This window comes from Mesorhizobium sp. M0145, assembly GCF_040322355.1.
Classification (GTDB): Bacteria; Pseudomonadota; Alphaproteobacteria; order Rhizobiales; family Rhizobiaceae; genus Mesorhizobium.
The window spans coordinates 74624-88337 of the sequence record NZ_JAMYTK010000005.1; the positions used below are offsets into that span (position 1 = coordinate 74624).

The window sequence follows — 13714 nt, forward strand, 5'->3', positions numbered from 1 at the left end:
CGTGAGCACCGGCCTACGCCGGCCATAGCCTTAACTGCCGCGACCTCTTATGAATGCTTCGGCCGGCGAAGGCCGGAAGTGGAGGAAGCCGCCATTTGCAGGCCGGCCTAACCTGAATATCGACACAGCCTAGATCACCGCGGCGACACCGTGCAGGATCGGCTGCAGGCGCACCAGGCCGATATCCTCGCGTTCGAAGCGGCTGCCGACCTTGGTCAGCTTGGCCAGCACCTGCTCGCCTTCGTCGGGTCCGATCGGCGCGATGACGATGCCGCCGCTCGACAATTGGTCGAGGAGAAAGCGCGGCAGGCTGTCGAAGGCCGCCCAGGCGACGATGCGGTCGAACGGCGCTTCGTTGGCCAGCCCGTTGGAACCGTCCGCCTGGCGCACGATGACATTGCCGATGGCGAGCGCCTCGAGCCGCTGCCGGGCCTGTTCGGCCAGCGTCTTGTAACGGTCGATGGTGACGATCCGCGCGGCAAGCCGCGACATCACCGCCGCCGTGTAGCCGGACCCGGTGCCGATCTCGAGCACCCGGTTGCCCGGCTCGATGGCAAGTGCCGCGATCACCGCCGCCTGCAGGTCGGCGCCTTCGATGGCCTCGCCGCATTCGATCGGCAGCATACGGTCCGACCAGGCTATCGAGTGGAAATGCGGAGACAGAAAGCCGCGCCGCGGCGTCGCCTCGAAGGCGGCGATCAGCGCCTTCGGCACCGTCCCCCTGCCGCGCAGACGAAGCAGGAAGGCAGCGAAACCTTCGCGCTCGTCGACCGTTGCAGCGTGGTTCAAGTTCATGCGAGCGCCTTGGCCAGTTGATCGCGGATTTCATGCGCGGTGAGATCGAGCTGCAGCGGCGTCACCGACACCAGCCGATTGCGCAAGGCATGGAGGTCGGTGCCTTGCTTGCCCTCGACCGGCTCGCGGCCGAAGCGCAGCCAGTAGTAAGGCAGGCCGCGCCCGTCGCGCCGCTCGTCGACCCACAGGCTGTGGACCAGCTTGCCCTGCGAAGTGACTACAGTTCCGGCGATCTCTTCCGGCGCACAGTTCGGAAAATTGACGTTGAGCAGCACGCCGTCCGGCAACGGCATGGCGACGAGCTTTTCGAGCAGGGCCGGCGCCAGCGCTTCGGTCGTCTCGTAGGGAACGACGCGGTCCTCGCCGACATAGGAATAGGCCTGGCTGATGGCGATCGATCGCACGCCGAGCAGCGCGCCTTCCATGGCGCCGGCGACCGTGCCCGAATAGGTGACGTCGTCGGCGATGTTGGCGCCGGAATTGACGCCGGACAGGATCAGGTCAGGCGCTTCGGGCAGGATCTTCTTCACGCCCATGATGACACAGTCGGTCGGCGTTCCGCGCACCGCAAAGTGCTTTTCGCCGATTTTCCTGAGCCGCAGCGGCTCCGAGATCGACAGCGAATGCGCATAGCCGGACTGATCCTGTTCCGGTGCCACCACCCAGACGTCGTCCGACAGCGTGCGCGCGATGCGTTCGAGTGATGCAAGGCCCTCGGCATGGATGCCGTCGTCGTTGGTCAGAAGGATGCGCATGAGACCGCCTTTGCAGAATTGGATTGACGGCAGCGCTCTACGATACCCCCCTCTGTCCTGCCCTCTTTTCCACCGCTTGACATCTCCCCCTCAAGGGGGGAGATCGGCAATTCCGTAGCCGCCGCCTTCCTTGCTACGCCAACAGTTGGCGAAAGCTGTGATGACGGCGCAATCTCCCCCCTTGAGGGGGAGATGTCCGGCAGGACAGAGGGGGGCGCGAAGGAACGCGGGGCCGACAAGCTTGTCACTTCGATGATTCGATCTTTGCGAGACCGCCCATGTAAGGCCGAAGCGCTTCAGGAATGGTTACGCTGCCGTCCTCGTTCTGGTAATTTTCGATGACGGCAATGAGAGCGCGGCCGACGGCGGTGCCGGAACCGTTCAGCGTGTGGACGAAGCGGTTGCCCTTGCCGTCTTTGTCCTTGTAGCGGGCGTCCATGCGCCGCGCCTGGAAATCGCCGCATACCGAGCACGACGATATCTCGCGATAGGCATTCTGGCCGGACAGCCAGACCTCGATGTCGTAGGTCTTGCGCGCGCCAAAGCCCATGTCGCCGGTGCACAGCGTCACGGTGCGGAACGGCAGGCCGAGCCGCTTCAGCACCTCCTCGGCGCATTCGATCATGCGCTCATGCTCGGCAACCGAAGTCTCCTGGTCGGTGATCGACACCAGCTCGACCTTGTAGAACTGGTGCTGGCGCAGCATGCCGCGCGTGTCGCGCCCGGCCGAGCCCGCCTCGGAGCGGAAGCACGGCGTCAGCGCCGTATAGCGCAGCGGCAGTTTTTCGTGCGGCGTGATCTCGTCGCGAACGAGATTGGTGAGCGGCACTTCGGCGGTTGGGATTAGGCCAAGCCTGCCGTCCCCGTGCCGAACGAAGAATAAATCCTCCTCGAATTTCGGCAGTTGCCCGGTCCCGAAAAGCACCTCGTCGCGCACCATCAACGGCGGCTGGATCTCTACATAGCCGTGCTCGGTGGTGTGCAGGTCCAGCATGAACTGGCCGAGCGCGCGTTCCATCCGCGCCAGGCCGCTTTTGAGCACGGTGAAGCGCGAGCCGGAAAGCCGTGCTGCCCGCTCGAAATCCATCATGCCGAGCGCTTCGCCGATCTCGAAATGCTCCTTCACCCAGTTCGGCCGCGTCGGCACCTCGCCGACGACGCGCTTGACGACGTTGTCGTGCTCGTCCTTGCCGACCGGCACGTCGTCGAACGGCACGTTTGGCAGCACTGCCAACGCATCGTTCAGCGCCTTGTCGAGCTCGCGCTCGCGCGCCTCGCCATTCTGGATGAAGGCCTTGATCTCGCCGACCTCGGCCTTCAGCCTTTCGGCAAGAGCTGCATCGCCCGAGCGCATGGCATTGCCGATCTCCTTCGATGCGGCGTTGCGGCGTTCCTGCCTGGTCTGCAGCTCGGTCAGATGCTCGCGCCGCGCCTCATCCGCGGCGATCAGGTCGTCGACCGTGGACTGCGCATCCTCAGCCGACCACGAGCGCTTCTTCAGCGCTTCGACAAGGGCCTTTGGGTTGTCGCGAATCCATTTGATGTCAAGCATGGTCTGTTCGTCCTCGGCACGGCGGTTTCGGGGCAAGGAAATGCCCAAAACAAAGACCAGAGGGCGTAAACCGCATCGATACAAGACGTCAAGGCAGAGTTCCTTCGCGCCGACCTCAGGTAGGCAGCACGCGCAACGTTCGATCGAAAGAACCCCGGAAACAAAAACCCGCCTCGAGAGGCGGGTTTTTGGAGCCAATTGGCACCATACTTAAATTAGTAGCATAGCTGCCGGCACAAAGCAAGAACAAAGTTGCCATGGCCGGCAAAAAAATGCTGCCCGCTTCAACCGAACCTACGTCGAAGACGCGTCCGCCGGCTTTTCGGCCACCTCTTCGGTGGCGTCCTGCTTTTCGCGGGCCACACGGTCGCGCTCCTTGCTGCGTTCGATCAGCCGGGCCGACCAGATCGAGACCTCGTAGAGCAGGATCGTCGGAATGGCGAGGCCGATCTGGCTCATCGGGTCGGGCGGCGTCAGCACCGCCGCCACCACGAAGGCGATGACGATCGCCCATTTGCGCTTCTCGGCCAGGGCCGTGGACGACAGCATGCCGACCCGCGTCATCAGGCTTGTCACCACCGGCAGCTGGAACACCAGGCCGAAGGAGAAGATCAGCGTCATGATCAGGCTGAGATATTCGGACACTTTCGGCAGCAGCGAAATCTGCACCTGGTCGTTGGTGCCGGTCTGCTGCATGGCGAGGAAGAACCACATCACCATCGGCGTGAAGAAGAAATAGACCAGCGATGCGCCCATCAGGAACAGGATTGGCGAGGCGATCAGGAACGGCAGGAAGGCGTTGCGCTCGTTTTTGTAGAGGCCGGGCGCGATGAATTTGTAGATCTGCGTGGCGATCAGCGGAAAGGCGATGACCATGCCGCCGAACATGGCGAGCTTGACCTGGGTAAAGAAGAACTCCTGTGGCGCCGTATAGATCAGCTCGACCTTGTGCGGGTCGAGCCCGGCCCATTGGGTCGCCCATCTGAACGGAATGACCAGAAGGTTGAACAGCCGCTTGGCGAAAAAGAAGCAGACCAGGAAGGCAACAAAAAAACCGCCAATCGACCAGATCAGCCGCCGGCGCAACTCGATCAGGTGCTCCATCAGCGGAGCCGACGATTTTTCTATCTCGTCCTTTTCCTTGTCCGAAACGCTCACTTGGCGGCTCCCGCCGTTTTCCTGGCGGCCGGCTTCTTCGTTGCTGACGCCGGCTTCTTCGCCGCTGACGACTGCGCTTTTTGCTCAGCTTTTGCGGCAGCCTTCGGCGCAGCGGTCTTTGCCGGCTTGGCCGGCGCGGCGGCCGCGGCTTTCGCGGGCGCTGGCTTCTTCTTTGCCGCAGGTGCTTTTTTCGGCACGGCCGCTGCAGCCGTTTGCACCTGCACTGCCGGCGCTACGACGGACTCGTCCGTCATCGCCGGAAAGATCGACGTGGCCGGCGTCGGCTCCGGCGGGCTGACGCCCGGCATCGTCGTTGCGCCGTTCTTCAGCGGCTCGGCTGTCTGCTCTGTCGAAGCGGCGGCATCGACGGCCGGCTTGGGTTTCATCACTGCGTCGACGCCGGAACGGACGTCGGCGGCGGCCTGCTCGAAGGGATTGAGCTGCTTCCTGATCTCGGCTGCCGGATTGAGGCTTCTCAGCGAATCGACCGACTTCTTGACGTCGTCGAGCTCGGCTTCCTTCAACGCATCGTTGAACTGCCGCTGGAAATCGGAAGCCATGGCGCGCAGCTTCGCCGTTGTGCGGCCGAAGGTGCGCAGCATGTTGGGCAAATCCTTGGGCCCGACGACCACGATCATGACGATCGCGATCACCAGCATCTCGGTCCAGCCGACTTCGAACATGGCTATACGTTCCGACTCAAGTTTTGGCCGACTAAAGTTTTGGGCTCAGCTTTTGCTGGCCTTTTCCTTCGGTACCGAAACGGTTTCGTCGGAACGGTGTTCGACGGTACGCTTGTCCTCGGCAGCGTCGTCGTCCGCCATGCCCTTCTTGAAGCTCTTGATGCCCTTGGCCATGTCGCCCATCAGCTCGGGGATCTTGCCGCGGCCGAAGACCAGCAGCACGATCACCAGAACGATCATCCAGTGCCAAATCGAAAATGAACCCATAGCAAATCTCTCTCGAACGGTTTCCCAGACGCTGATCTATGCGCTTTCGGGTTCGGATTCAAACAGAACTGCGACAGAGTTCATGAATGAGTGGCCGAAGTCACGCACTTTCGGCACGGCGGCCCGCTACCAATCGGCGCAGTTCCATCCTGCCTGTGGCTTTAAGATGGCGCTCGGCTCAATCTTCCGTGACGCGCGGCGTCAAAAGGCCGAGTTCTTCGAGGTCGATGTCGGTCAGCGGATCCTCGTCGTCGGTGAGCGCATCGGGGTCGGCCGGCGGCAGCGGCACCGAGAAATTCGACGGCATGCGGCCGGACAGCAGCCCGGCACCTTTCAATTCCTCCATGCCGGGGAGATCGCGGATCTCCTCCAGCGCGAAATGGTCGAGGAAAATGTCGGTCGTGCCGTAGGTGACGGGACGGCCGGGCGTGCGGCGCCGGCCGCGCATCCTCACCCATTCGGTCTCCATCAGCGTGTCGAGCGTCCCCTTTGAGGTCTCGACGCCGCGGATGTCCTCGATCTCGGCGCGCGTTACCGGCTGGTGGTAGGCGATGATCGCCAGCACTTCGAGGGCAGCGCGGGACAGTTTGCGCTGCTGCACCGTGTCACGGCTCATCAGGAACGCAAGGTCGCCGGCGGTGCGAAACGCCCAGGCATCGCCGACGCGCACCAAATTGACGCCGCGCCGCGCATAGATCTGCTGCAGGTCGGCCATCGCCGCGGCAATGTTGATGCCGTCGGGCAGTCGCGAAGTGAGCTGTTTTTCGCTGACCGGCTCGGCGCTGGCGAATACGATCGCCTCGGCCATCCGTACGGCCTCCGCCATATGCAGCCGCTCGCCAGGATTCCGCGACAAATTCTGCCCCTGATTTTGTGCCGGGTTTTCGGCGACCGCGCCTTGCTCGGCGTCGTCGTCGACCTTGAACGGAATGACCGAAGCGTTGGCGCGTTCGCTCATGGTGTCACCTCGACTATCTTGATGGCCGCGGCGCGGCCGCGCAGATAAAGCGGCGCGAACACCTGGTCCTGCCGCATTTCCATCTTGCCTTCGCGCACCAGTTCCAGCGTCGCCGCAAACGAGCTGGCAACCGCGGTGCGCCGCTCTTCCGGGCCGGCCAGATATTCGACCAGGAAACTGTCGAGCGCCGTCCAGTCGCGCAGCGACCCGATCAGCCTGGTCAGCACGTCGCGCGCATCCTTGAGCGACCACACGCCGCGCCTGGCGATCGTCACATGGGTTATTGCCTGCTTCTGGCGCTGCTGGGCATAGGCGGTCAACAGGTCGTAGAGCGAGGCCGAATAGGCATTGCGCTTCTCGACGATGACCATTTCCGGCATGCCGCGTGCAAACACGTCGCGTCCGAGCCGGTTGCGGTTGACCAGCCGTGCCGCCGCGTCGCGCATCGCCTCCAGCCGCTTCAGCCGGAACTGCAGCACCGCCGCCAGTTCCTCGCCGCTTTCGCCTTCGTCGCCGGGCTGCTTGGGGATCAGGAGCTTCGACTTGAGGAAGGCCAGCCATGCCGCCATCACCAGGTAGTCGGCGGCAAGCTCCAGCCTCAGCGCCCTCACCTTCTCGACGAACGCCAGATACTGTTCGGCCAGCGCCAGGATCGAGATGCGCGACAGGTCGACCTTCTGATTGCGGGCAAGATGCAGCAGAAGATCGAGCGGACCTTCGAAACCGGCCACATCGACGACCAACGCCGGATCGCCGGTCAGCCGGGAATCGTCGTTCTCGGCCCACAAGCGGTCCATCGGTGCGGCCTTGCCGGCCTTCAGGTCCAATGTTTCCGCCACTTCGCTTCCTTTGATGCTAGGCCACCGCGTCGAAATAACTGGCAAATTCGGCCCGAATCTCGGTCTCGTCCGCCACGTCGCGGTTCCTGATATAGGTCAGCGCCCGCTCCGCGCGCTCAAACGACTTGCCTTCAAGCCCGGTCGTGCGCGATGCAATGCCGGCCATCTCCTCGAACACGCCGTTGCAGTGAAGGACCAGATCGCAGCCCGCCGCAAGGATAGCGGCCGCCTTTGACGGGAAATCCCCAGAAAGTGCCTTCATCGAGGTGTCGTCGCTCATCAACAGCCCGTCGAAGCCGATTTCGTCGCGGATGATCTTTTCGATGACCTTGCCGGAAGTCGTGGCCGGGTTCTTCGGGTCGATCGCGCTATAGACGACATGCGCCGTCATCGCTATCGGCAAATGGTTGAGCTCCCTGAACGGGGCAAAATCATGCCGCTGCAAGTCGCCGATCGAGGCGTCGACGGTCGGCAGTTCGAAATGCGTATCGGCGAAGGCCCTTCCATGACCGGGAATATGCTTCATCACCGGCAGCACGCCGCCCGCCATCAGGCCTTCCGCCGCGGCGCGACCCAATTCGATGACGGCGCGCGGCTCCTTGCCATAGGCGCGCGCGCCGATGACGTCGCTGGCGCCCTCGATGGGCACGTCGAGCACCGGCAGGCAATCCGCCGTGATGCCGTAGCGCAGCAGGTCGAAGGCATGCAGCCGCGCCATCAGCCATGCGGCACGGGTGCCGGCGTCATGGTCGTCGCGCCACAAGGCGCCGAGTGCACCGGCAGCCGGATAGTTCGGCGCCAGCGGCGGCCGTAGGCGCTGCACCCGGCCGCCCTCCTGGTCGATGAACACCGGCGCATCCGCACGCCCGACGCAGTCGCGCATGGCGGCCACCAGATCGCGGATCTGCTCGGTCTCGCCGATATTGCGCGCAAACAGGATGAAGCCCCACGGGCATTCGTTGCGATAGAAACGGATCTCGTCGCGGGTCAGTGATTTCCCGGCGCAGCCGAGGATCATGGATTTTGATTCGGTCATGCGGAACAGTTTAGAGCTTCGCGCCGACAAAGGGAATCGCCCGCAATTGCCTTCAGAGGTTTCCGTTCACGCAAAAAAGCCGGCGCGGACGCCGACTTTTCGAGAGGTTTTGGTGCCTAGTGGGACACGAAGCAATTGCCGCCGGCAGCCTTGTAGCTGGTGCACAGTTTGATCGCCTCGTTGCGAGACTGCGCCGGAACGCGGACGCGGTAGAAGGTGCCCTTGCCGGCGATCTCGGCCTTGACGATGTTGGCGGTGCGGCCGGAAAGCACGCTGCCGTAGCGGCGCTGCAGATCCTGGTAAGTCGCCTGGGCGCTTTCGACTGTCGGCTGCGAAGCGATCTGTATCGACCACGAACCAGCCCCGGCCGCGGCCGGATCGATGGAAGCAACCTGATCGGGCTTGACCTCGCCAACCACATCGACCGGTTGGTCGGACGGACGCTGCGGCGCCACCGGAACCGTGGCCGGGGTGCTGGCGGACTGCTTGCTGGCTGACGGCTTAGCTTCAGCCTTTGTGTCGGGCTTGGGCGCCGGCTGCAGCTTGGAGGTTTCGGCCTGATCGCCGCTCGCCTGGTCGCCACTCGGCTGGTCGCCAATCTTCGGATCACTTGTGATTTGGTCGATCAGGGGCACGGTGCCGGTCTGCGCGGCGGCGTCGGCCTGGGCCGACGGAGCGACGTGCTGCGGCGCCGGATCGGCCGGCTCGGCAGCAGCCATCTGCGGGGCGGCAGGCGCCGGATCCTCGCGCGCCACCAGCGAACCGTCAGGTTTCACGACCATGGTCCGTACCTTGCGCGGCGCAACGGCGACGATCTCGGGGGTTGCACCCTTCTCGGCCTCCTGCAGAACCTGCGCGATGCGATCCTCGGACTTGGGTGCCGGTGCGGCGACGGTTTCGGTAGCGCCAGCCGCATTGGCGCCAAGCGCATTGGTGTCAGGCGCGCTGGTGTCACGCGCGTTGGTGCCAGACGCATTGCTATCAGACGCCTCGGTGCCGGGCGCGTCGATATCGTCCGCGGCATCGGGGTCATTGGGCGAAAGATCGACGACGCGGCTCTCCGGTTCGTTGGCTTTCAGGTCCACGGGCTCTTCGGTGTTGGTGACCAGCTTCTGCTGAACCGGCTCGGCGGGCTTGGCGCCCTTGACCACAGCGTCATAAACCTTGTTGTCCTGGTTCGGCACGACGGTGCCGCCTGGATTTTCCGGCTTGATCTTGATCGGCCTGTTGTCGGCCTTGACGATAACCGGCGCATCGCCGCCGCTCTTGCCGCCGAGGGTCAACGCAAAGGCGCCAAGGCCTCCGGCGATCGCCACGGCGCCGACCACCGCTCCTATCAGCAGCCCGCGCCTGCGCGGCTGCCTTTCGGCCCCGCGTTCGGCAAGGCCCGGAACCGACATCTCCTCGTCCAGTTCGGGATCGTAGTCGAGCTCATCGAAGGTGAAATCGTCGGCCTGCGAAACCGGCTGGCCACCGGGCAATGGGCCCAGATCGAAACCGTCCGCTGCATCGGCATAGGAAGCGGCCGCCGCGCTGACGGGGGCTTCCGCAGGCTTGGCGCCATAGGCGCGCGTCTCGCTACGATCTTGCTTGTAGCCAGACGCGAAGCCGGCATCGTATTCATCGTCATAGCCAGCACTGCGCACCGGGGCAGGCGCGATGTCAGTTGCATTCATTTCGGTGAGAAGGCTGGCAAAATCGGCATCGAGATCGTCGTAGGCGGGCGCCACCGGCTCGTCATCGTCGAAGTTGAGCTCCGGAATGTCGAGATCGTCCGCCAGCGCCACCACGCGCTCGGGCACGTCGACCGTCTCGACATCGGGCATCTCGTCATAGGCGGAAGGCTGTTGATGCGAGGTTGGTGCAGCTTCCGTGTAGGCGGGCCGATCTTCATAGGACGGCCTCTCTTCGACCGGTGCGGCCCGATAGGACGGCGTTGCGGCCGGCTGCGGCGGTGGTGCCGGACGCGCCGAAGCCACCGGCTGGCTTGCAAAAGCGGGCTGAGGCTGTGCGACCGGTGTCACGCGGCTCCACGAGCGGGCCGGCTCGGGCGGTGTGGCGCGTGTTGTCAGCCAGTTCAGCGCATCGAGCGGGTCTTCCTCGGCAGCAGCTGCCGCACTCTTGTCGGCCGAGTCGTGATCCAGGCCGATATTCCTGGCGAAGTCGGCATCGAGCGCATCGCTGTCGAGATCATCCGCGCGTCCGGCAGCGGCTTCGACACCGAAATCCTCGCCTTCAAGCTCATCGAGGAGGACACTGCCAAGATCGGCGTCATCGGCGGCACTGGACTGCTGCGGCTCGGCGGGCTCGTGCTCGTCGAGTTCCCAATCCAGCTCGTCGACAGCATGCACCGGTTCGTTGGCGACGTCCTCAGCCGCCGCCACGGGCTGTTCAGCAGCCACGGCTGGCTTCTGAACTACCGGCGCGACGGGCTGCTGAGCAGCCATCACGGGTTTCTGGGCAGGCTGCTGGGCAGACTGCTGGCTTGTCTGAGGTTCGTTGACCGCTTGTGCCGGCCGTGTGCTCATCGCACCCAGCAGCGCGTTCAGTTCGTCTTCCAGGCTGCGTTCCTCGGCCACTGGAGCCGTCGCGACGACAGCGGCCGGCGGCGCCGGTTCGGCCGCAACCTGCGCCACGGGCTCTTCGGCGTCCTCGGCAGGCGCATCGTCGAAGCTCAGATCGAAATCGTCGTCGAACGCCGCTTCAGCGGCCGTGCCGGAAAGCCGGGCGGCCTCTGGCTCTTCGATCGACAGCTCTTCGATAAACTCTGGTTCTTCGATGTCGGCAGGCTCGTTCGGACGGACGTCGAAGTCCATGTCGACATCGGCCATGGCATCATCGAAATGGCCGGCAAGATCCTCATCGGCCGAAACCGCTTCAACCGGCGATGCCGGAGCGGAGACGTTTTCCGCCGGCTCCTGCTGGTCGAACATCAGCTCGCCTTCGAGCGAGCTTGCAACGGCATCGTCGAACTCGTCATCGAACGCAGGCGCGGCCGCTTGCGCGGCGGTTTCAACGGCAGCCGCCTGCTCCATCGGCTCATGCTCTTCGAGCATCAGCTCGTCTTCGAGCGAACTTGCCACGGCGTTGTCGAACTCATCGTCCAAGGCGGGGTCGAAGGCGGGCTCGTCGACCGGCTCGATCGCCTCGGCTGCGGCCCTGGGATCATCCTCGCCGGTCACCGCGATCTTGGCCGTCACATCGTCGTCGTGCCGAAAATCCTGGTCGACAGAGGCGGCAAGTTCGTCGTCACTCGAAAGGTCGTCCTCGAACGGCGACACGTCTTCGAGCGAGCCGGCGACGGCGTTATCGAACTCGTCGTCGAACTCCGGCTCGACGGCGGGAGCGAACGCCCTTTCGGGGGCGGAGGCAATTTCGTCGGCGGCAACAGGAGCGGCCGCAACGGGAGCAGCATCGTCCGCCGCACTGTCGTCGAACGCGAAATCCTGTTCGAACGAGGCAGCAAGCGCGTCCTCCATTTCGTCGGCGGCGGCCGGTTCGGGTGTCGGCTCGCGAAGCTCGGCAGGGGAAGCATTGTCATTGGCATCGGCGCCGAACTCGCCCATCAACTCCTTCTCGAGATCGATGTCGAAATCGGCCTCGTCCACCGACGGTTCGGCGGCAGCGGTTTTCGGCTGGGCCGGCGTTTGCGGTTTGACCGGCTGGCGCGGGTCGAACCCCATGATCCTGGTCAGTTCCGCGAACGGATCATCGTTGGCGATGTCGTTGTGGTCGGCTGCTCTCAGCTGGGTTCTGTCTGCCATTATTGTTCCCGAACTCGCACTCATTCGGACGCCATGGACGTCGCGTAGGGTTGGCCCTTACCAGCGCAATGTGGGCAAAAGGTGACAGGTTTTTTACTCAAACCTAACGCATTTCGGTGGGCGCATTGGCTCCGATCAGCGTCAGGCCGGACGTCAAAACGTCCGAAACAGCCTGCACCAGCCCTAGTCTGGCATGCGTCAATTGTCGGTCGTTAACCTTAACAAAACGTAAGTCGGGATTATCGGTGCCCCGGTTCCAGTGTCCGTGGAAGCTGGAAGCGAGTTCGTAGAGGTAAAATGCCAGCCGGTGGGGCTCGAGCGCGAGCGCCGCGGCTTCGATCAGCCGAGGATATTCGGCGAGCTTCCTGATCAGGCCGATCTCCCCCTCATCGGTCAGCAAAGCCACTTCGGCGGCCAGCTGGTTGCGGTCGAACATGGCCTCGCCCAATTGCTCGCTCGCCTGCCGGAATACCGAATGGCAGCGCGCCGAGGCATACTGCACATAGAACACCGGATTGTCCTTCGACTGCTCGGTCACCTTGGCGAAGTCGAAGTCGAGCGGCGCGTCGTTCTTGCGGTAGAGCATCATGAAGCGGATCGGGTCGCGGCCGACCTCCTCCACCACTTCGCGCAAGGTCACGAACTCGCCCGACCGCTTCGACATACGTACCGGCTCGCCGGCGCGAAACAGCCTCACCAACTGGCAAAGCAGCACGGTAAGCTTGACCTCGTCGCCGGCAATCGCCCGGGCAAGCGCTTCCAGCCGTTTCACGTAGCCGCCATGATCGGCGCCAAGCACATAGATCAGGTCGACGAAGCCGCGATCGACCTTGTCCTTGAGGTAGGCGACATCGGCGGCGAAATAGGTGAAGGTGCCGTCCGACTTGACCAGCGCCCGGTCCATGTCGTCGCCGACCGCGGTCGAGCGGAACAGCGTCTGCTCGCGATCCTCCCAGTCGTCCGGCTTCTCGCCCTTGGGCGGCGGCAGCTTGCCCTTGTAGATGTGGCCCTTCAGCGTCAGGTCGTTGATCGCCGAGCGAATCTTCTTGGCATTGTTGGCATGCAATGTGCGCTCTGAGAAAAAGACGTCGTGATGCACGTTGAGCAGCGCCAGATCCTCGCGGATCATCGCCATCATCGCATCGATCGTTCTGTCCTTGACGATGGCAAGCGCCTCTTCGTCCGGCATCTGCAGCAGGGAGCGGCCGAATTCGCTGGCCAGCGCCTGACCAACGGGGATCAGATAGTCGCCTGGATAAAGCCCGGCCGGAATGTCGCCGATCTCATCGCCGAGCGCTCCGCGGTAGCGCAGCATGACCGAGCGTCCGAGCACGTCGATCTGCGAACCGGCATCGTTGATGACGTATTCCTTGGTCACGTCGTAACCGGCGAAGGCCATCAGATTGGCCAGCGCGTCGCCGACTACAGCACCCCGGCAATGGCCGACATGCATCGGGCCGGTCGGGTTGGCCGAGACATATTCGACATTGGTTTTCTTGCCGCCGCCGATAGTCGAGCGGCCATAGTTGCGGCCTTCGCCGAGCATCGCCGTCAGATGCGCCTGCCAGAAGCCGTCCTTGAGCCTGAGATTGACGAAGCCCGGGCCGGCGATCTCGGCGGCCGCGATATCCTCGTCGGCGCGCAGCGCCTCGGCCAGCCTTTCGGCCAGCGCGCGCGGGTTCTGGCCGGTCGGCTTGGCCAACACCATGGCTGCGTTGGTCGCGAGATCGCCATGGCTGGCATCGCGCGGCGGCTCGACGGCGATGCGCGACAGGTCCGGCGACACGCCATCCTTGTCTTTCAAATCAAGCGCTTCGACGGCCTTTATGATTCGCGCGTTGAAATCGGCGAAGATGTTCATTGCTGTGGCTCTGACGGTTTTGCAGGAATCCGGCTCGTTGGCCGGC

At 63.8% G+C, this 13714-nt stretch carries 11 protein-coding genes; all 11 read right to left on the reverse strand.

The features are described 5' to 3' along the window. Window positions 1-129: 129 nt before the first annotated feature. The 11 genes from NKJ28_RS11000 to argS all read right to left on the reverse strand — a co-directional run bounded on the left by NKJ28_RS11000 (window position 130) and on the right by argS (window position 13668). Window positions 130-795 (reverse strand): protein-L-isoaspartate(D-aspartate) O-methyltransferase, encoded by a 666-nt coding sequence (locus NKJ28_RS11000; protein WP_352500868.1) that lies wholly within the window; start codon window positions 793-795, stop codon window positions 130-132. Then, window positions 792-1550 (reverse strand): 5'/3'-nucleotidase SurE, encoded by a 759-nt coding sequence (gene surE, locus NKJ28_RS11005; protein ID WP_352467008.1) that lies wholly within the window; start codon window positions 1548-1550, stop codon window positions 792-794. Before surE ends, NKJ28_RS11000 begins: the two co-directional genes overlap by 4 nt. A gap of 244 nt (window positions 1551-1794) precedes the next feature. Further along, entirely contained in the window at window positions 1795-3102 is a 1308-nt protein-coding gene (gene serS / locus NKJ28_RS11010; protein WP_352467009.1) for a serine--tRNA ligase, read from the reverse strand. A gap of 294 nt (window positions 3103-3396) precedes the next feature. Beyond that, window positions 3397-4260 carry a twin-arginine translocase subunit TatC gene (tatC, locus tag NKJ28_RS11015; RefSeq protein ID WP_023678927.1) on the reverse strand — a complete coding sequence of 288 codons (864 nt, stop codon included), beginning with the start codon at window positions 4258-4260 and terminating at the stop codon, window positions 3397-3399. After that, entirely contained in the window at window positions 4257-4943 is a 687-nt protein-coding gene (tatB, locus tag NKJ28_RS11020) for a Sec-independent protein translocase protein TatB (protein ID WP_352467010.1), read from the reverse strand. Before tatB ends, tatC begins: the two co-directional genes overlap by 4 nt. Before the next feature lie 45 nt (window positions 4944-4988). Further along, window positions 4989-5210 carry a twin-arginine translocase TatA/TatE family subunit gene (locus NKJ28_RS11025; RefSeq protein WP_352635497.1) on the reverse strand — a complete coding sequence of 74 codons (222 nt, stop codon included), beginning with the start codon at window positions 5208-5210 and terminating at the stop codon, window positions 4989-4991. 178 nt (window positions 5211-5388) lie between these two features. Continuing rightward, window positions 5389-6168, reverse strand: a complete 780-nt coding sequence (gene scpB / locus NKJ28_RS11030; RefSeq protein ID WP_352467012.1) for an SMC-Scp complex subunit ScpB — start codon at window positions 6166-6168, stop codon at window positions 5389-5391. Next, window positions 6165-6965: a segregation and condensation protein A gene (locus NKJ28_RS11035; RefSeq protein ID WP_352635677.1), complete on the reverse strand. Its 801-nt coding sequence runs from the start codon at window positions 6963-6965 to the stop codon at window positions 6165-6167. Before NKJ28_RS11035 ends, scpB begins: the two co-directional genes overlap by 4 nt. 58 nt (window positions 6966-7023) lie before the next feature. Continuing rightward, window positions 7024-8043: a beta-N-acetylhexosaminidase gene (gene nagZ / locus NKJ28_RS11040; RefSeq protein ID WP_352635499.1), complete on the reverse strand. Its 1020-nt coding sequence runs from the start codon at window positions 8041-8043 to the stop codon at window positions 7024-7026. Between the two features lie 116 nt (window positions 8044-8159). Next, the gene (locus tag NKJ28_RS11045; RefSeq protein ID WP_352635501.1) at window positions 8160-11807 is read right to left on the reverse strand and encodes an SPOR domain-containing protein; all 3648 of its coding nucleotides are present in this window, start codon (window positions 11805-11807) and stop codon (window positions 8160-8162) included. A 103-nt stretch (window positions 11808-11910) separates the two neighbouring features. After that, entirely contained in the window at window positions 11911-13668 is a 1758-nt protein-coding gene (argS, locus tag NKJ28_RS11050) for an arginine--tRNA ligase (protein WP_352635503.1), read from the reverse strand. Between the last annotated feature and the right edge of the window lie 46 nt (window positions 13669-13714).